Annotated in this window: 15 protein-coding genes; 5 read left to right on the top strand and 10 right to left on the bottom strand. The window is 63.4% G+C overall.

Annotated features, from left to right (window positions below):
• Position 1 precedes the first annotated feature (1 nt).
• Together ACZ5J0_RS15840 and ACZ5J0_RS15835 are read left to right on the top strand one after the other, a co-directional pair.
• Positions 2-538, top strand: coding sequence for a RidA family protein (locus tag ACZ5J0_RS15840; protein ID WP_142938025.1), 537 nt, complete (start codon positions 2-4; stop codon positions 536-538).
• 17 nt (positions 539-555) lie between these two features.
• Positions 556-1,467, top strand: a complete 912-nt coding sequence (locus ACZ5J0_RS15835) for an NUDIX hydrolase (RefSeq protein ID WP_464093497.1) — start codon at positions 556-558, stop codon at positions 1,465-1,467.
• Between the two features lie 127 nt (positions 1,468-1,594).
• Here the strand turns inward: ACZ5J0_RS15835 and aroQ are convergent, their stop codons facing one another.
• Positions 1,595-2,059, bottom strand: a complete 465-nt coding sequence (gene aroQ, locus ACZ5J0_RS15830) for a type II 3-dehydroquinate dehydratase (protein WP_166841849.1) — start codon at positions 2,057-2,059, stop codon at positions 1,595-1,597.
• Positions 2,060-2,188: 129 nt separating this feature from the next.
• Positions 2,189-3,373 carry a MarP family serine protease gene (locus ACZ5J0_RS15825; RefSeq protein WP_464093496.1) on the bottom strand — a complete coding sequence of 395 codons (1,185 nt, stop codon included), beginning with the start codon at positions 3,371-3,373 and terminating at the stop codon, positions 2,189-2,191.
• A 233-nt stretch (positions 3,374-3,606) separates the two neighbouring features.
• On the opposite strand from ACZ5J0_RS15825, the gene ACZ5J0_RS15820 reads away from it, so the two are divergent.
• The gene (locus tag ACZ5J0_RS15820; RefSeq protein WP_011775987.1) at positions 3,607-4,284 is read left to right on the top strand and encodes a Crp/Fnr family transcriptional regulator; all 678 of its coding nucleotides are present in this window, start codon (positions 3,607-3,609) and stop codon (positions 4,282-4,284) included.
• Between the two features lie 100 nt (positions 4,285-4,384).
• Here the strand turns inward: ACZ5J0_RS15820 and ACZ5J0_RS15815 are convergent, their stop codons facing one another.
• From ACZ5J0_RS15815 to ACZ5J0_RS15800, 4 genes are all read right to left on the bottom strand, one after another.
• Positions 4,385-6,568 carry an alpha-galactosidase gene (locus ACZ5J0_RS15815; protein WP_464093495.1) on the bottom strand — a complete coding sequence of 728 codons (2,184 nt, stop codon included), beginning with the start codon at positions 6,566-6,568 and terminating at the stop codon, positions 4,385-4,387.
• A gap of 154 nt (positions 6,569-6,722) precedes the next feature.
• Complete coding sequence (locus tag ACZ5J0_RS15810; RefSeq protein WP_464097202.1) at positions 6,723-8,072, bottom strand: ABC transporter substrate-binding protein; 1,350 nt, start codon at positions 8,070-8,072, stop codon at positions 6,723-6,725.
• Positions 8,073-8,142: 70 nt separating this feature from the next.
• Entirely contained in the window at positions 8,143-9,069 is a 927-nt protein-coding gene (locus tag ACZ5J0_RS15805) for a carbohydrate ABC transporter permease (protein WP_464093494.1), read from the bottom strand.
• Positions 9,070-9,078: 9 nt separating this feature from the next.
• The gene (locus ACZ5J0_RS15800; RefSeq protein ID WP_464093493.1) at positions 9,079-10,041 is read right to left on the bottom strand and encodes a carbohydrate ABC transporter permease; all 963 of its coding nucleotides are present in this window, start codon (positions 10,039-10,041) and stop codon (positions 9,079-9,081) included.
• 214 nt (positions 10,042-10,255) lie between these two features.
• On the opposite strand from ACZ5J0_RS15800, the gene ACZ5J0_RS15795 reads away from it, so the two are divergent.
• Together ACZ5J0_RS15795 and ACZ5J0_RS15790 are read left to right on the top strand one after the other, a co-directional pair.
• Positions 10,256-11,455: a Gfo/Idh/MocA family protein gene (locus ACZ5J0_RS15795; RefSeq protein WP_464093492.1), complete on the top strand. Its 1,200-nt coding sequence runs from the start codon at positions 10,256-10,258 to the stop codon at positions 11,453-11,455.
• A gap of 14 nt (positions 11,456-11,469) precedes the next feature.
• Positions 11,470-12,489 carry a LacI family DNA-binding transcriptional regulator gene (locus ACZ5J0_RS15790; protein WP_142938033.1) on the top strand — a complete coding sequence of 340 codons (1,020 nt, stop codon included), beginning with the start codon at positions 11,470-11,472 and terminating at the stop codon, positions 12,487-12,489.
• A gap of 29 nt (positions 12,490-12,518) precedes the next feature.
• On the opposite strand, the gene ACZ5J0_RS15785 is transcribed toward ACZ5J0_RS15790, so the two are convergent.
• From ACZ5J0_RS15785 to acs, 4 genes are all read right to left on the bottom strand, one after another.
• Positions 12,519-13,889 (bottom strand): FtsX-like permease family protein, encoded by a 1,371-nt coding sequence (locus tag ACZ5J0_RS15785; RefSeq protein WP_464093491.1) that lies wholly within the window; start codon positions 13,887-13,889, stop codon positions 12,519-12,521.
• On the bottom strand, positions 13,882-14,628 hold the full coding sequence (locus ACZ5J0_RS15780) for an ABC transporter ATP-binding protein (RefSeq protein WP_464093490.1): 747 nt from the start codon (positions 14,626-14,628) through the stop codon (positions 13,882-13,884). The genes ACZ5J0_RS15785 and ACZ5J0_RS15780 overlap by 8 nt, the downstream gene beginning before the upstream one ends.
• A gap of 106 nt (positions 14,629-14,734) precedes the next feature.
• Positions 14,735-15,523: a DeoR/GlpR family DNA-binding transcription regulator gene (locus ACZ5J0_RS15775; protein WP_464093489.1), complete on the bottom strand. Its 789-nt coding sequence runs from the start codon at positions 15,521-15,523 to the stop codon at positions 14,735-14,737.
• Between the two features lie 154 nt (positions 15,524-15,677).
• Positions 15,678-17,723 carry an acetate--CoA ligase gene (acs, locus tag ACZ5J0_RS15770; protein WP_464094742.1) on the bottom strand — a complete coding sequence of 682 codons (2,046 nt, stop codon included), beginning with the start codon at positions 17,721-17,723 and terminating at the stop codon, positions 15,678-15,680.
• Positions 17,724-17,865: the final 142 nt, after the last annotated feature.

Below are 17,865 nucleotides of genomic sequence, written 5' to 3'. Positions count from 1 at the left end.
CATGACAACCCCCGCAGAAACCACGTCTGCCGCGGAATCCGGCGCCCCCACGTCTGCTGTTGAGCAGCGTCTGGCTGAGCTCGGGTTGACCCTGCCTGAGGTAGCCGCGCCGGTGGCTGATTACGTCCCCGCAATCGTTTCCGGCAACTACGTTTACACGTCCGGCCAGCTGCCCTTTATTAACGGCAAACTCGAAGCTACGGGCAAGGTCTCCCTCGGCGAGTTGGGCACGTCCGACGAACCCACTGTTGACCCGGAAGACGCCAAACGTTACGCCGCTCTCTGTGCCATTAACGCCCTCGCCGCAGTCAAGAGCGTTATCGGCGATCTGGACCGCGTCACCCGCATCGTCAAAGTTGTGGGCTTCGTAGCCTCCGAGTCCACCTTCACCGGACAGCCCGGCGTGATCAACGGTGCGTCCGAACTCCTCGGCCAGGTATTTGGCGACGCCGGCAAGCACGCACGCTCCGCCGTCGGCGTTTCTGTCCTGCCGCTCGACTCTCCCGTTGAAGTCGAGCTCATCGCTGAATTCAGCTAAGGAACCGGTTCACCCACGTGCCACAGCTTGCCCGCCGTCTGTTTGTACTGCCCCCGGAACTCGAAGGGGCAGCACAAAACTGGCTTGAGCTTGGCGAACGGACCCCCAGGGCCGCCCGCTACGCCTCCTCCGTTGTGCTGTTGCGCGATTCGCCCACCGGCTTGGAAACCTGGCTTGGATACAGGCCGGGTTCCTCGCCGTTGGGCGTTGTCGCGTTCCCGGGCGGTTCTTTGGACCCGTCCGACGACGACCCCGTCGGTTGGTTGGGCCCGTCACCCCAGCAGTGGGCTGAGCAGATGGGAACGGACGACGTCGGACTCGCCCGCCGTCACGTGGTGGGCGCCATCCGCGAACTCTTCGAAGAAACGGGTGTCCTGCTCGCAGGCCCTGACGCTTCTTCCACGGTCGAATCGAACTCCACCATTGACTGGATGCGCGCCCGCGAAGCCGTGGCCGCTCAGGAGAAGTCCTTCACGGAGATGCTTACCAAGCGCGGGTTGTCCCTCCGCACCGACCTCCTGAAACCGTTGGTGAACTGGCTCAGCCCGGACTTTGCGCACGCGCGTTTCAACACCCGGTACTTTGCCGCCACTGTCCCGGTGAACCAGCAGCCCAGCATCCTGGGCAGCAAGGGTGTGTGGGGCCGCTGGGTGTGTGCCTCCCAAGCCATTGCACTGCGGGACACCTCAGCACTTGGTGATGAGATAGGCCAGGAGAATACTGTGGGCCTCAAGCTCGGCCAGCTCCTGGTGCCGGGCTCGGAAATCATGCTCGAAAAAATGGCCAACGCCAACGGCTGTATCGCCTACCTGAGCTACAAGCGCAAAGCGCACGTGTACCAGGCGAAACTGGTGGATGAGGGTGGCATCCTCATGCTCGAGGTCGAAGCAGCCCGCACCGTGGCAGGGGAGCCCCAGCGCGAACGCTAGGCCTTCCGACGCTCTCTCACATCCCTCGGGTTTGAGCCGGTCGCTCTCTCACATCCCTCGGGTTTGAGCCGGTCGCTCTCTCACGTCCCTCGGGTTTGAGCCGGACGCTCTCTCACCGGCAAAGTCGTTATATCGAGTCAGCCAAGTAATCGATGGCCAGTTTGTAGCCCAGAACCCCCGCACCCACGATGATCGCGTTGCACACGCCGGACAGGTACGAATGGTGGCGGAACTCTTCACGCTGGTGCACGTTGGTGATGTGCACCTCGACGGCGGGCAGCTGCACAGCCGCCAAGGCGTCGCGAAGGGCCACGGAAGTATGCGTGTAGGCGCCGGCGTTGATCACAATTCCGACGGCGGTGCCTCGCGCTGCGTGGATGGCGTCCAGGAGGTCGCCCTCGTGGTTGGACTGAACGCAGTCAACAGTGAATCCATGGGCGGCCGCAGCTTTCATGGCCAATTGCTCCACGTCAGCCAAGGTGGACGTTCCGTACTTCTCCGGTTCGCGGGTGCCCAGAAGGTTCAGGTTGGGGCCGTTGATCACAAGGATGGTGCCGCGACCGGTTTCGGTGGCAGGAGAGGCTTCAGTCATGACTCCCAATCTATAGCGGTGCGGGAGTGCGCGGGAATTGTGCCCACAGGGTGAGCGAGGGTGCCCTGAAAACAGTCACCATGTGAGAGAGCGACGTCCAAACAGCCGCGTGATGTGAGAGATCGTTGGCTACTTGCGGGTGCACTGGCCAGCCGATACGGGACTGCTCAGACCGGGAGCCTGCGCAGCCACGGGTTCCAGGTCCGCCATGGTGAGCGCGAAGCCGAGAGCGGCGTCGGTGGTGGTCTTGGCGAAGATCAGGCCGGCCACCTGTCCCTGCGTGGTCAGCAGCGGACCGCCCGAGTTACCCGGCTGAACGTCGCCTGCCAGCCTGTAGACCAGCTCAGGCGAAGGATTGTTGCCATAAATGTCCGGAACCAGAATGGTTGAAATGCCTTGGACAGTGGCGGGCTTGGATTGGAAGGGACCGCCGTGCGGGTATCCCGCGAAAGCGGCAGAGCTGCCTGCGGGCAGGTCGGCACTCAAGGTCAGCGGGCTGGACTGCAGTCCGTCCACGGCCAGCACTGCGATGTCCCGCTGGGAGTCGAAGTAAACCACCCGACCCGGCAACGCGCCGCCGTCGGGGACTTCCACAACAGGCTGCGACACGCCCGCCACAACGTGCGCGTTGGTGACGACGCGCCCGGGCGAGACAACAAATCCGGATCCGGTCTGGTTCTGCCCGCACTCGAATGCGGTGCCGGCGATCTTGAGGACGGAATCCGCAGCCTGGTTCAGGGCAGGTGTGTCGGTTGACTCGTTGGGAACGGGCACCGGTGTGACAGGCCCGATGCCCTCGATGAGCTTAGGTATTCCGTCACCGATCACCGTGGACCGCAGCTGAGCCATGGTGCTCTTGACGGGCGTGGGCGTCAGGTTGTCGATGTAGCGAATGACGCGGGACTCGGCCAACTGCTGCGAAACGAACGGCACACCCAGAGAGCTGATGCTGAAGGCCAGCATGGACATCACCAGCGCCGCCACCACCACACTCACCACGCCGCCGATCAACCGGTCCACCGCATGCAGCGGCTTGATCCGCACGGCGTGGCGGACTTTACGCCCGATCATGGTGCCCAAGCCATGCCCCAAAGCAATAAGCACGACGGCGGCACCCACCGTGGCGGTCAGCCTCCAACCGCTGTCGGTCACCCAGCCGCTGACGAGGGGCACGGCCATGAAGGCAGCAATAGCGCCGACGATGAATCCCGCGATTCCACCCAGCGTGACCATAAAGCCGTTACGCAGGCCATAGATCAGGTAGGACAGCAGCATCAGAATCAATGCCAAATCCAATATCGTCAAGCCAAACACCAATGCTCCTCATAGCCGGGTAGCGCCAATTCTAGGTGTCCACCCTGACAACCAACCGTTAGTCCGATCACGATATGGGCCGTTTAGTCCGATGTGAGAGGCTTCAGAGTGGGTCGAATGCCCCGAAATCCGCGCCATTTCAGCGTTTCACGTGCCAAGTACGTCACAGAAGCTTAAAAATTCTGAAACAATGGCCTGAGCGCCACGACCGAAACTTATATTCAGGAGATTTCATGGACATCGAGGTATTGCGCCGCGCACCCCTCTTCGCCACCCTTGACGACGACGCATTCCGCTTGCTGACGGACGAACTCACCGAGGTGGACCTTTCACGTGGAGCGTCGGTGTTCCGCGAAGGTGATCAGGGTGACCAGCTCTACTTCATCGTTTCCGGCAAGGTAAAGCTCGGCCGCACGTCCCCCGACGGCCGCGAGTCGCTTCTGGCCATCCTCGGCCCGGGTGAGCTCTTCGGCGAAATGGCGTTGTTCGACCCCAGCCCGCGTACCGCCACGGCCACCGCCGTTTCGGAAACCCGTCTGGCCGGCCTCAAGAACGAGAGCCTCAACGCTCTGCTCCGCACGCGTCCCGAGGTTTCCGCGCAGCTGCTGCAGGCTCTGGCCCGCCGCCTTCGCCGTACCAACGACTCGCTGTCCGACCTCGTCTTCTCTGACGTCCCGGGCCGTGTTGCCAAGGCCCTCCTGGACCTGGCGGACCGCTTCGGGCGTCCTGCCACCGACGGCGTTCTGGTTGCCCACGAGCTGACCCAGGAAGAACTGGCCCAACTGGTGGGCGCTTCCCGCGAAACCGTGAACAAGGCACTGGCCGAGTTCGTCCAGCGCGGATGGCTCCGCCTGGAAGCCCGCGCCGTGGTGATCCTGGACATGCAGCGCCTCCGCCAGCGCTCACGCTAAACAGCTAGGAAAAAAAGCCGCCCCGGTTTCGCCGGGGCGGCTTTTTTGTCTGTGGATGTGAGAGAGGGTTCGGTTTTAGCCCGAGGGATGTGAGAGAGGGTCAGAGGGCCGTGAACCGCAGCAGGATGGCGTGCTCCGGGTTCAGGACGGGCGTCGGAAGGCCTACCTCGGCCAGGAACCGACCCGTTGCTTCGGCCCCGGACGCCAGCCAGGGTGCCGGCTTGGCCTCAATGAACGTGTGCCCGTGGTCGGCGTCACCCGGGGAGGGGAAGATGGCTTCCACACGGTATGCACGCGAAGGATCCAACCCCGGAATAGCCACACGACCGGGCTTTTCCGTAAAGCCCGTCCGCGTCTTCACCACAGCGAAGAGCGCCGCCGTGGCACCCACCGGGGTGCCGCCGTCGGACTCGTTAGCGACCACGCCGTGCACCATCAGCGACTCGTCCGGCACATCGGCGCGCACCATCCGTCCACTGTGGATGAGTCCGCGGTGTTCCTTGTAGAGGCCGATGAAGCGCTTGAGTTCCTGGCGCTCCGCCCCGGTGACGGAGCGGACATCCCACTCCATGCCGAAGTGACCGAACAGGGCGGTGATGGCCCTGAAGGAGAGGTCGTGCGTCCGCCCGGTAGTGTGCGATGTTGTGGGCCCAATGTGCCCGCCCACCAGCTCCGGCGGAACCACCATGCCGGTCCAGCGTTGGATGGTTTGCCGTTCCAAGGCGTCGTTGCAGTCCGAGGCCCAGATGCGGTCGGTCCGCTCCAGGATTCCAAGATCCACGCGGGCGCCGCCGGAGGAGCAGCTTTCGATCTCTACTCCGGGGTGTGCCGCTCGGAGCGCATCGAACAGCCGGTACGCCGCCAAGGTCTGTTCGTGTACCGAAGCCCGGCCCGCGTGGCCATGTTCCAGGAGGTCCCGGTTTTGGTCCCACTTGAGGTAGCTGATGTTATTCTCGCGCAGAAGAGTGTCCATGCGCTCGTAGATGTATTGCCACGCGTCCGGATTCACGAGGTCGATCACGTGCTGCTGCCGCCACTCAAGAGGCAGCCTGCCACCGTCCTTGTAGGACGTGGCTGAGGGCCCCACGATCCACTCCGGATGTGCCCGGGCGATGTCGGAGTCCAGGTTCACCATCTCCGGCTCCACCCAGAGCCCGAACTCCATGCCCCGGCTGGTCACGGCATCAATCAAAGGCGTCAGACCGCCAGGCCATACGGTTTCGTCCACGTACCAGTCGCCCAACCCGGCGTGGTCGTCACGGCGCCCGCGGAACCAGCCGTCGTCGAGCACGAAGCGCTCAACCCCAAGGTCGGCGGCCGACTCAGCCAGCTCGATCAGGGTGTCCAGGTTGTGGTCGAAGTACACCGCTTCCCAGGTGTTGAGGACTACTGGGCGGGCCTTACCGGAAACTGCCCCCACATGGTGTGGCCGCGAACGGAACCAGGCGTAGAAGGCCTCCGAAATCCCGTCCAAACCGCGGTCAGAGTATGCGGCAAACAGTGCCGGCGTGGTGTAGCTTTCCCCGGATTGCAGCACCACTTCGGCAGGTCCCAACAGCTCGGAGCCGCCCACCATGGTGCGGCCATCGGCAATGCTGTCCGCAAACTGCTCGTGGTTCCCGCTCCAGGCCAGATGTGTCGCCCACACCTTGCCGTGCCTGTTCCCAAAACCGGCAGTTCCAGCGGCGAGCAGCAGCGACGAGTCATGACCGGTGCGGCCGTGACGGCCCGTGCGGACCCAGGTCCCCTGCTGAATGGTCCTACGCTGCGGATGCCGCTCGCGGCACCAGCGGCCGGTCAGGTCCAGAAGTTCGACGGCGTCTGGCGCCACCGGGAGCATCGTCGCCAGCTCGTCTACTTGGAAAGGCGACGTGCCGTGGTTGCTGACCGTGTGCTTCAGTTCGAGAAGCCCGCCCGGGTGCAAGGTGAGGGTGGACGTGACGGAGATGCCGGCGTCGGGGTCCGCTTGGACAATCACCGCTGTGCCGCCATTCACCGTCGCACTCACAACCCGCAGGCGTACTGAGAAATCAAAGCCCGGCACGCCGTCTGTGAAGCGGTGCCCGCGAAGTCCTGGCCTGCCCTGCCACGATGACGACGCCTGGGGGAGGAGCCCCGCCGGGACGTTAGCGTCGATGGACGACGGCGGAATGGGCTCGTTGAGGATGGCAAGGTCAGGCAGTGTGTCGCCCAGATCGGCTCCCCAGTGGATGATCTCAGCCTCCCCGCGATGGGTGCTGATGACCAAGCTGGTACCTGCGGAACGGAGGTGGAGCGGTTGCATAAGGGTGGGTCGCTTTCATGTCGATGCGCCCCGAGGCGGGGCAGGTACGTGTGTTGCGAGGCCCGCTCCGCGGGATTCGGGTGGTTTATAACCCGCAGAGCGGGCCTCGCAACGGGATCTACTCGAGTTGAGTCTATGAGTGATGAGAGGCGTTCTACTTGAAGAGCGCGTTGACCTGTTCGTTCGCGGCTGTCAGCGAACTCGCCGGGGCCTTGCCGGCGATTACCGCGTCCACAGCAGGCTTCATGATTCCCGCAACCTTGGAGGCATTGTCCGTGATGGGAAGCATGAAGGTGGTCTTGTCCGCCACATGCTGGGTGAAGGCGCTGACATCCACGTTCTTGGCCTTGAAGGCCTCTGCAGCCTTCTCGGAGGAGGTGCTGATGGCCGGGAAGACCACGGCCTTGGAGGCCACAACGTCCTGGCAGGCGGTGGAGCCGAGGTATTCCACCCACTTGATGGCGGCGTCCTTCTTCTTAGTACCAGCCCACACGGAATCGGCCAGGCCGTTGAACATGGAGGCACGCTTGCCTTCGGGGCCCTGCGGTGTGGGGGCGATGCCGAGGTCGATTCCCTTGTAGCCGGTGTACTGGCCGATCATCCACGAACCGTTGCTGTTGATGGCTGCTTTGCCTGCTCCGAAGCTGTCGGCGGCGTTGGCGCCAACGGTGGTTTCAAGTTTGGGCATGTAGCCCTTTTCGGCGAGTGAGGCCCACCAGTCGATGGTGTCCTGGAGCCTCTTGTCGTCGTAGTTGAAATGGGTGCCCCACGGGTTCTTGTCAGTGGTGGTCCAGCCAGTGGTAGCGGAGAGGTAGCTCCACTGCGTCTGGCCGGCGTTCTCGGCATCGGAGCCGGGCAGCCCTAAGCCGTAAACGGCAACATTGTTCTTGTCGAAGCCTGCCTCGTCGCCGCGTTTGCCGTTCTTGTCCACAGTGAGTCGGGCGATTGCTTTCTCGTACGTTCCGCCGTCCTTCGGGTTCCAGGTCAGGGAGCCCATCTCTTCAGGGGTGATGCCGGCGTCGGTGGCCATCTTCTGGTTGAAGAACAAAGCCACGGTGTCCCAGTCTTTGGGCAGGCCGTAGCGCTTGCCATCTTCGCCAACCCAGAGGTCTGCGAGGCCTTCGTTGTACTGGGAAAGGTCTATCTTGTCCTGGGCGATGCTGTCGTCAAGGGCCACCAGTTGCTTGGTCTTGAGGAACTCCGGGTACTTGGAGAGGTGGTCCGTGAAGACGTCAGGTGCAGTGCCGGAGGCCATGCCGTTGGTGATCTTGGACCAGTAGTCATCCCAACCGGTTTGGGTGATTTTGACGGTGATGTCCGGATTGGCCTTGGTGAAGTCCGTGGCGCACTGCTGGTAGGCAGGGAGCTGGTTGGCGTCCCAGAGCCAATAACTGATCTCGCCCTTGGCGGCGTCTCCTCCGGAGCTTCCGCCGGCGCAGGCGGAGAGTGCGAGGACGGCGGCTGCTGCGACGGCGACGGCGCCGACTGCCTTCTTTTTCATCATGGTTGGTCCTTTCGGGACGGGAGGGTGCGAGCCGGCACAGGCCGGTTTTTGCGGGTGGAAAGAGAAAGAGCTATTTGGTGCCGTTGAAGCCGATGGAGTTGACAATCCGTTTGCCGAAGATGGCGAAGAGGATCAGCACCGGCGTAGCAGACACGAGCGTTGCGGCCATGAGCCCGGACCAGTCCGGTGCGCCTTGCGGGGACTGGGATTTGAAGACTCCGAGTCCCACGGTGAGCACCCTGGATTCCTCGGACGTGCCTACGAGCAGCGGCCAGAAGTATTCGTTCCACTGACCCATGAAGGTCAGAAGCGCCAGGGTGGCAATCGGGGCAGCGGCGTTGGGCATGATGATCTGGAAGAAGATCCGCCAGTGCTTTGCGCCGTCCAGCATTGCAGCTTCTTCAACTTCCCTGGACATGTTCAGGAAGAACTGGCGCATGAAGAAGATCGCGAACGGGGTCATGAACAAGTAGGGCAAAACGAGTCCGAGCATGGAATTCAGCAGGTCCAGGTTCTTGATGAGCAGGAAGTTGGGGAGGGCAGTGAAGATCGGCGGGACGAGCATGGTGGCAAGGAACAGCGAGAAGACTGCGTCGCGGCCTTTCCACCGGAGCCGGGAGAAGGCATAGGCGGCCATTGAGCTGAAGAACACGGCGCAGGCTGTAGTGATGCCGGAAAAGAGCAGCGAGTTCCAAAGGTACTGCCAGAAATTGATCGAAGCACCCGAGCCGCCTTCTGCGATAGCGTCGGCGGCACTTTGGAGGCCGAAGACCCGCTTGAACGCGCCAAGATTAAAGTCGGCGGGCAGCAGGTTGGCGGAGTTCGCTGCGAGGGAGCCGTTGGAAGACAGGGCCGTGCGCAGTACCCAGTAGAAGGGCAGGATGCTCACGGCGACGGCCAGGGCGAGGAGGGTCAGGGCGATGGCGCGGCGCCAGTTGAAGGGGCGGCTGAGCGGGCGACGCCGGCTGCCGTTCTTGGGTGAGGCAAGAGTGGTCATGGCGAGTCCTTAGTCCAGGTCCGACTGGTTGCCGCGGAGGAACTTCATCTGGATGAAAGCGACGATGGCGAGGATGAGGAAGAGGATCACAGCCAGGGCGGAGCCATAGCCGAAGTCCTGTTCATTGAAGGCGCGTTGATAGATGTAGAACTGCAGCACGCGGGTGGCGTTAACAGGACCGCCGGCCGTCGTGACGGCAACAGTGTCAAAGACCTGGAAAGAACCGATCACGGTTACTACCAGGACCAGTACCAGGACTGGCCGGAGCAGTGGCAGGGTGATCCGCCAGAAAGTGCTCATGGCCTTGGAGCCGTCGATGCTGGCGGCCTCATAGACACTGTTCGGGATTGCCTGGAGTCCGGCGAAGATCAGGAGAGCTGTGTAGCCCATGTGCCGCCACGTGTTGATGAGAGCCTGGGTGGGGATGGCCCATTGCTCGCTGCCGAAGAAGGCTACCCGGGGCAGCCCGGTCCATTCGATGATCTGGTTGATGATGCCGATCTGGTAGTCAAGCATCCAGAACCACAGGAGAGCCGCAATGACATTTGCCATCAGATAGGGCATCAGAAGCGCACCGCGGACGAGGGTGGACTTTGCGACGCGGTGCATCAGGATTGCAAGGCCCAACGCCAATGCCGTCTGAAGAACAATGTTGATCACCACGTATTCCGAGGTGACGCCCAAAGCGTTCCAGAACAGCGGATCCTTGGCTATGCGTTCGTAGTTCCGCGTGCCGATCCATTCCGGGTCGCCCAGGATGCTGTATTCAGTGAAGCTGAGGTAGATGCCCCGGATGGTGGGGACGAGGTAGAAGAGGATCAGTCCGAGCATCGCTGGAGCGATGAAGAAGAGTGCAACCTTGAGGTCCCCTACTCCGCGGAACCCGTCGGCTGGTTTCACCCGCTTGCGTGACTTCCGCGGCGCCCCGACGGAGGAGAGCTCCGGATCCGGTTGCTTGGTGAGCGTGGTCATCGTCGACCCTTTCGTGACTGTGATGTGCATAACAACTGGATGAGAATCTACACGAGTAGATTTGGTGATAGCAATAGCGGAGGCAAAATTTTGGTGAAAAATGTTCAAAGATGTTCTTTCTGTTGACTCGAGTAGATTCCGATGCAAAACTCGACAGGACAGTCACACAGGGACACAGCGGAGGCTGCTTTGGCAGTCCCAGGGAAGGTAAACAATGACGTTTTCGATCGGGGTTGTGGGTGCCGGGCAGTTCGGCAGCCAGTTCGCCCACCTGTTCAAGCTCCACCCGGGCGTCAGCGCGGTTTATGCAATAGATGAACTCCCTGAGCGGGCAGTTGCAGCGCAGGAACGCTGGGGACTGGACGGCGTAATGGGCAGCTTTGAAGAGTTGCTGGACTCCGACGTCGATGCTGTCGCCATCTTCACGCAGCGCTGGACTCACGGACCACTGGTAGAGCGGGCCCTGCGTGCTGGAAAGCACGTCTACTCAGCGGTGCCGATGGCCATATCCGAAGAGGAAATTGAACGGATCATTGAGGCCGTTCGAGAGACCAAACTGGTCTACGCCATGGGTGAGACCAGCTACTACAACCCCGCCACGGTCTTCGCCCGGCAACAACATGCAGCAGGTAAGTTTGGCCGCATCTTCTACACCGAGGGTGACTACGTCCACGACATGGACCTGGGCTTCTACGAGGCGTACCAATACAGCGGTGGTGATCGGTGGAAGGAAACCGCCAGCTACCCGCCCATGCTCTACCCCACCCACGCCATAGGTGGGGTCCTCGGCGCCGTCCCCGGCCATGCGGTCAGCGTCAGCTGCATCGGCGTGAAGGACCAGCGCGGGGATGGCGTTTTTGATAAGGACGTCAGCATGTTCGCCAACGACTTCTCCAACGCCACGGCGCTGTTTGAAATGAACGACGGCGGCGCGATGCGCACCAACGAGATGCGCCGGGTGGGGTACCCCTCCCACATCCGGGAGTCCCGCTTCCGTTTCTTCGGCACCGACGCCAGCTTTGAGCAACTTGCCACCACCACCGTGTGGCAGGACAAGTCCACCGTGGAAGACGTGTCCGAGCAAGTGGAAACCAAGCCCACCATGTCCCTGGATGACCCGGCCCTGGCGGACGTGGCGCCGGAGCTGCGCGATGCCTTTATCTCCGGGCTGGCTCCGGTCCATGACCAGTCCAGGCTTCCGCAGGAATTCCTCGGAGCGCCCAACGGGCACGAAGGAAGCCACCAATTCCTGGTGGACGACTTCGTCACGGCCGTAAACAACCGCAGCCTTCCTCCCGTTAATGCCTGGGTCGCGGCCCGGTTCACGTTGCCGGGCATCATTGCCCACGAGTCCGCGCTCCGTGGCGGGGAGCGCCTTCCCATCCGCGACTTCGGTGATGCTCCCGTGGAGTAGCTAGCATTTACCTCATGACAACTTCGGCGGTACAAACCTCGCGCGGCCCGGTTACACGCAAAGACGTGGCCCGGTACGCCGGGGTGAGTACCGCCGTCGTGAGTTATGTGGTGAACGGAGGGCCCAAGAACGTGGCCCCGGGGACGGAAGCCAAGGTTCGCGAGGCCATCCGCGTCCTTGGATACCGACCCAACGCTGCGGCCCGTGCCCTGAAGTTGGGATCCAGCGAGACCATTGGCGTGGTGGTTCCGGACAACACCAACCCGTTCTTCACTCAGCTGGCCCACGCTGTGGAAGATGCGGCCGCGGAACTTGGCTTCGGCATGGTGCTCACCAACTCGGATGGAAGCCTTACCCGCGAACGCAAGAACATCCGTACCTTGGCTGCCCGGCAGGTGGACGGGGTATTCCTGGCCAGCTGCGTGTTCGATCCCGATGTCACGGAACTGGAGGCCTCCGAAATCCCCTCCGTTTTGTTGAATAACGCAGGCTCACCGCCGGGAATCAACAGTGTGGGTGTGGACCTGGAAGCCGGTGCCCGTGCCGCCGTGGAACATCTGATAGGCCACGGCCATACGAACATTGGCTTGGCGATCGGCACCAATACGGGGAACCAACTGGACGGGCGCGAAGTAGGCTGGCTGGCCACTTTGCGTGACGCCGGACTGCCGGACGGACCCATGCTTCACGGTCCCTTCACCCGTCCGGGCGGGTACGAGGTAGGCAAGCGTTTCCTCTCCATGGCCAACCGTCCAACGGCGATCTTTGCCAGCAATGACATGCAAGCCATCGGTATCCTCAGGGCGCTTCATGAGGCAGGCGTCAGGGTGCCCGAGGACCTGGCATTGGTATCCTTCGACGGCTCCCTGGACTCCGAATACAGCTGGCCTGCGCTGACCACCGTTGCGCAGCCCGTCAAGGCGATGGCCGAAGCCGCTGTGCAGGCACTGGTGGGCAAGGGCCGTGGCGATGAGCTGAAACACCAGATCCTCTCCACCGAGCTGATCATCCGGCAGTCCTGCGGCTGCAAATAACCCGGGGATGACGACGGCGGTGGGCCGGGTTACGAATCCATGCTCGCGTACCGCTCCGGCCGGGCCAGCACCTGGCTGATCTGGGCCGTGCCGGCAGCGACAGCGAGCCGAACCAGCAGGAACCCCGCCGCGAAAACCCCACCGATGGTCAGGAACACCACGGGCTGGGTCAGCAGAACTGCGCCCGTCAGAGGCAGGACCAGGACGGCCGCTGCGGCAGCTGAAATGCCCGCTACCAGGAACAACGGCGACATGACGGCCTTGACCCTGGCTGCCACCATGAGTTTCTGCGGCATCCCCACGCGGTCCAGTGCCACCAGGGTTGAAGCCCGGTCCAGCACTGCCGCTGCCTGGTTCACGCCCGCAGAGCAGGCAACCATCAGGAACGAGCCCAGCAGGGTGATCATCACTCCGGTGTTGATGTCCCGGACAAGGAGCGTAGTTTCAGCGTCGCCCCCGGTTCCCATGGTGTCCGCCACCGCCATGCCGACGCCCACGAACACGCCCACAAAACTGGTCATCGCGACGCCCCCAACTTGCCGCCACGATTCTTTAGGGCTCTCCAGCACGGTCCGCGCGGCCAGCAGTTGCTCAGGCTTCTTGGCGTGTTTGAGTTGCGAGGACGCCCGCAGCCGCAGGATCCACGGTCCCATGAGGTTCAACGCCAGCAAAGCCAGGCCAAAGCAACCGCCCATCACCGCGATGATCACAATGAACGCGCCGAAGCTGCTGAGCATCCCCATAGCCACCACTCCGATGACCACCACCACAGCTGCGATGAGTCCGCGAACCCAGTGCGCGCCGTCGGCCGTTTGCCGGGTCCGGACACCTAACGGCGTCACCACAACTTTCCGCAGCCCCAACGCAGCGCTGGCCGCGGCAAGCACGCAGACTGCCAGGACGCAGCCGAGAATGGACGGCACCGACAACCACGCGTGGCTTCCGAGTGCCTGGCCGCGGAACTGGATCAGGCCCAGGAACGGTGCAATGCACGCATAGAGCCCCGCACCCGCCACAGCTCCCACGGCAGCGAGGACAGTGGACTCAATGACCGTCATCCAGACCACCGTTGCGCTGTTGGCGCCAAGCAACCGCAAGGAGGCCAAGCGGTCATCACGACGGCGGGCGGCGAGTCGGGCGGCCGAGGCACCGAGCGTCAGCAAGGGGATGATCAGCAGCACCATGGCGACGACGGCCAAGGCCTGGTAGGTGCCAGCGATGTCGTCGGACCAGGACCAGAAAACCTGTGAACCACCGGCAACGGTGAGCAGCAGGGCCGTAACCGTCCCGAAAGCGAGGATGGGAAGCCCGGCGTCGCGAAGACCGGCTTCCCGGAAGCTGCTCCCATTGCTTCGAGCCAGATACGGGGTGAGGCGCAGGGCCATGGAGAGACTAGACATTGAAGGCCCCCTTGAAGTTGGTGGTGGCTGGCGCGGCCGGGCCGGAAGCCGGAACTGTTCCGCTGTCTGCCACGATCCTGCCGTCGCGGAGCTCCACCACCCGTTGGCAGCGGGCAGCAACGTTGGGATCGTGGGTGACAACCAGAAGCGTGCGACCGTTGGCGGCTACTGAATGGAGGAGTACGTCCAGGACTTCGCTGGAGGTGGCCGAATCCAAAGCGCCGGTGGGCTCGTCGGCGAAGACAACCCTGGCGCCGGTGACCTGTGCGCGGGCGATGGCCACGCGCTGGACCTGCCCGCCGGAGAGCTCGCCCAGACGGCGCTGCTCCATCCCGGCGAGGCCCAGGGCTGCCAACCATTCGGCGGCCCTGGTCTCTGAAGTGTTGCGGTCCGTGCCGTTGAGCATGAGAGCCAGGGCCACGTTTTCCACGGCGGTGAGCTCCGGCAGCAGCATGCCTTGCTGGAAGACGAAGCCGAACTCCTCGCGCCGCAGCCGGGACAGCGCAGCATCCCCCAAGGTGTCCAGCCGCAACAGTACCGACGCCGTGTTCAAGGTGATCGAACCAGCGTCGGGCCTCAAAATCCCGGCGAGGCAGTGCAGAAGGGTGGTCTTACCGGAACCAGAAGGGCCGATGATCGCAATGGACTCCCCGGCATTCGCTATGAAGTCGACGCGGTCCAAGGCGATGCTGCCGGGGTAGTGCTTGGTGAGCTGCTGGGCGTGGAGGATGGCGTTCATATATCCAGCATCCTTGCGGGCCCTATCCCACGGCGTCAGTCCACCGGCTGAACTCCGTGGGCCGGTCTCCACCCGCGGTATGAGACCCAAGTGTTAACTACGTGGTTCAGGCCTCGGCGATCCGCAGCTTGGCCACGTTTTCGGCCAGCACACGCCGGGCGTCTTCACCAAGGAGCGAGTCCGTGATCAGCTCGTCCGCTTCTTCCAGCCGGGCGATCGAGGCGATGCCCACCACGCCCCACTTGCTGTGGTCGGCCAGAATAACCGTGCTCCGGGCCGAGGCCATGAACGCTCGGTTGGTCTCGGCTTCCAGCAGGTTCGGAGTGGTAAAGCCGGCGTGGGCATCCATGCCGTGGACACCCAGGAACAGGACGTCCAAGTGGAGTTGCTTCAGCGATGACGTGGCAATGGGGCCTACCAGGGCGTCCGACGGTGTCCGCTCGCCGCCGATCAGGATCACTGTGGACCCGAAGCGTGCCGGGCCGGACGACGAGCCGTGGTGGAAAAGATCGGCGATCCTCACCGAGTTAGTGACCACGGTGATGCGGGGCCCGTTGACGAGTTCCTTCGCCAAGGCCCAGGTGGTGGTGCCGGCGCCAAGGCCGATCGCCATGCCTTCCTGGACCAGGCTCGCGGCTTCCACCGCGATGGCGTGTTTCTCCGCGGGCAGCTGTGTGGACTTGAGTTCGAAGCCGGGCTCGTGGGTGCTGGCATCGCCTGGAAGCTTGGCTCCGCCGTGAATTCGCTCGACGCGGCCGGCTTCCTCGAGCGCTTCGATGTCGCGGCGTACGGTCATGGGTGAGACCCCCAGCAACTGGGCGAGGTCCGAGACCCGCACTACGCGTTCGCGCTGGACGGCGTCGATGATGGCGGAGTGGCGTGCTGCCTGAAGCATCAGGGCCTTTCTGGGGAACCTCGTCAAACATGGGGCTGAGTCTGGCTCCAGTGTAGGGTGCGGGGCCGCTACGGGCCGGTAAGGCACCGCACCACTGTCATAACGACGACGGCGCCGCTCGCCTGGGGAGGTGAGCGGCGCCGTCGTGAATTACCTACTTGCGGAGGGAGTCCGCAATCTGGGTCATGATGCCGGGGTCAGCCAGTGTGGTGGCGTCGCCGGTGTCGCGGCCTTCAGCGATGTCCTTGAGGAGGCGGCGGACGATCTTGCCGGAGCGGGTCTTGGGCAGTTCCGGGACGATCAGAAGCTGCTTGGGCTTGGCGATCGGGCCGATTTCCTTGCCCACGTGGTTGCGGAGTTCCAGGACGGTTTCGTCGCCGTTGTTCGCGGCGTCACCGCGGAGGATGACGAACGCGACGACGGCCTGGCCGGTGGTCTCGTCCGCGGCACCTACCACTGCGGCTTCGGCCACCGACGGGTGGCTGACCAGGGCAGACTCGATTTCGGTGGTGGAGAGGCGGTGGCCGGAGACGTTCATGACGTCGTCCACGCGGCCCAGGAGCCAGACGTCGCCGTCTTCGTCCTTCTTGGCGCCATCACCGGCGAAGTACATGGCCTCGAACCGGGACCAGTAGGTGTCCTTGAAGCGCTCGGGGTCGCCCCAAATGCCGCGCAGCATGGAGGGCCACGGTTCGCGGACCACCAGGTAGCCGCCTTCACCGTTGGCTACCGGCTGGCCGTTTTCGTCCACGACGTCCACGGCGATGCCGGGCAGCGGAACCTGCGCCGAGCCGGGCTTGGTGGCGGTGACGCCGGGCAGCGGCGCGATCATCTGCGCACCGGTTTCGGTCTGCCACCAGGTGTCCACGATCGGTGCCGGGTTGTCCTTCTTCTCGCCGTTCTTGCCGGCGTTGGCGCCTATGACGTCCCGGTACCACATCCACGCTTCGGGGTTGATGGATTCGCCCACGGAGCCCAGGACGCGGATGGAGGAGAGATCGTACTTGTCCGGGATGCCCCGGCCCCACTTCATGAACGTCCGGATCGCAGTGGGGGCGGTGTAGAGGATGGAGACCTTGTACTTTTCCACGATTTCCCACCAGCGGCCCTGGTGCGGGGAGTCCGGGGTGCCTTCGTACATGACCTGGGTGGCGCCGTTGATGAGCGGTGCGTAGGTGACATAGGAGTGGCCGGTGACCCATCCGACGTCGGCGGTGCACCAGTAGACGTCCGTTTCCGGGTGGAGGTCAAAAACGGCCTTGTGCGTGTACGCGCCCTGGGTGAGGTAGCCGCCGGTGGTGTGCAGGATGCCCTTGGGCTTGCCGGTGGTGCCGGAGGTGTAGAGGATGAACAGCGGGTGCTCGGAGTCATGCCCGACGGCGGTGTGCTCGGTATCTGCCTTGTCTACGGTGTCGGACCACCAGAGGTCGCGGCCTTCCACCCAGTTGACGTCCTCGCCGTTGCGCTTGACCACCACAACGTTTTGTACGGTGTGGCCTTCTTTGGAGAGGGCTTCGTCCACCGCTGGCTTCAGGGCACTCGGCTTGCCGCGGCGGTAGGTGCCGTCCGCGGTAACAACGAGCTTGGCTTCGGCGTCCTCGATCCGGGAACGCAGCGCGTCCGCGGAGAATCCACCGAACACTACCGAGTGCACGGCCCCGATCCTGGCGCAGGCAAGGAGCGTGATCACGGCTTCAGGGATCATGGGCAGGTACACGGCCACGCGGTCGCCCTTGGCCACGCCCAGGGACTCGAACGCGTTGGCGGCCTTCTTGACCTCTTCGGTCAGCTCCGCGTAGGTGTAGCTGCGGGTGTCCCCGGGTTCTCCTTCGAAGTAGATGGCCACGCGGTCGCCCAGGCCGTTTTCCACGTGCCGGTCCAGTGCGTTGTAAGCGGCGTTGATCTCGCCGCCCACGAACCACTTGGCGAATGGCGGGTTGGACCAGTCAAGGGCTTCGGTGAAGTCCTTGTCCCAGGTCAACAGCTCACGGGCCTGCTTAGCCCAGAACGCGGGACGGTCCGCTTCTGCCTCAGCATAGGCGTCGGCGCTTGCGACCGCGTTCGCGGCGAACTCTGCAGAAGGGGCGAACTTGCGGTTCTCGTGGAGGAGGTTTTCAAGCGCCTCGACGTGCGGGGCCGATCCGTTGTGAGCTGTTGAAGCTGCAGCGGTGGCCGTGGATCCGGTGGTGTCCTGGGACATGGTGAACCTCATCATTCATCGATCTTTGCTGCGCGGATCCTGACGTGAGGTCCCCGCCCGGGCCGTCGTCGGCGTCGAGCGCTTCCCCCAAGGGTCCGCAAAGTGCTGTCCGGCATCAACACTATCGCTTCAAGAAGTCGAA

It is taken from the genome of Arthrobacter sp. DualSoilB13 (genome assembly GCF_055389195.1).
Note: the sequence above shows the minus strand (reverse complement) of the source record. Positions and strands in the feature narration are given on the sequence as shown.

Bases quoted from the DNA above. Each gene is read 5' to 3' on its own strand.
- ACZ5J0_RS15840 (WP_142938025.1), top strand. From the start codon at position 2: ATGACAACCCCCGCAGAAACCACGTCTGCCGCGGAATCCGGCGCCCCC.
- aroQ (WP_166841849.1), bottom strand. From the start codon at position 2,059: ATGACTGAAGCCTCTCCTGCCACCGAAACCGGTCGCGGCACCATCCTT.
- ACZ5J0_RS15820 (WP_011775987.1), top strand. From the start codon at position 3,607: ATGGACATCGAGGTATTGCGCCGCGCACCCCTCTTCGCCACCCTTGAC.
- ACZ5J0_RS15815 (WP_464093495.1), bottom strand. From the start codon at position 6,568: ATGCAACCGCTCCACCTCCGTTCCGCAGGTACCAGCTTGGTCATCAGC.
- ACZ5J0_RS15810 (WP_464097202.1), bottom strand. From the start codon at position 8,072: ATGATGAAAAAGAAGGCAGTCGGCGCCGTCGCCGTCGCAGCAGCCGCC.
- ACZ5J0_RS15805 (WP_464093494.1), bottom strand. From the start codon at position 9,069: ATGACCACTCTTGCCTCACCCAAGAACGGCAGCCGGCGTCGCCCGCTC.
- ACZ5J0_RS15800 (WP_464093493.1), bottom strand. From the start codon at position 10,041: ATGACCACGCTCACCAAGCAACCGGATCCGGAGCTCTCCTCCGTCGGG.
- ACZ5J0_RS15795 (WP_464093492.1), top strand. From the start codon at position 10,256: ATGACGTTTTCGATCGGGGTTGTGGGTGCCGGGCAGTTCGGCAGCCAG.
- ACZ5J0_RS15790 (WP_142938033.1), top strand. From the start codon at position 11,470: ATGACAACTTCGGCGGTACAAACCTCGCGCGGCCCGGTTACACGCAAA.
- ACZ5J0_RS15785 (WP_464093491.1), bottom strand. From the start codon at position 13,889: ATGTCTAGTCTCTCCATGGCCCTGCGCCTCACCCCGTATCTGGCTCGA.
- ACZ5J0_RS15780 (WP_464093490.1), bottom strand. From the start codon at position 14,628: ATGAACGCCATCCTCCACGCCCAGCAGCTCACCAAGCACTACCCCGGC.
- ACZ5J0_RS15775 (WP_464093489.1), bottom strand. From the start codon at position 15,523: ATGCTTCAGGCAGCACGCCACTCCGCCATCATCGACGCCGTCCAGCGC.
- acs (WP_464094742.1), bottom strand. From the start codon at position 17,723: ATGTCCCAGGACACCACCGGATCCACGGCCACCGCTGCAGCTTCAACA.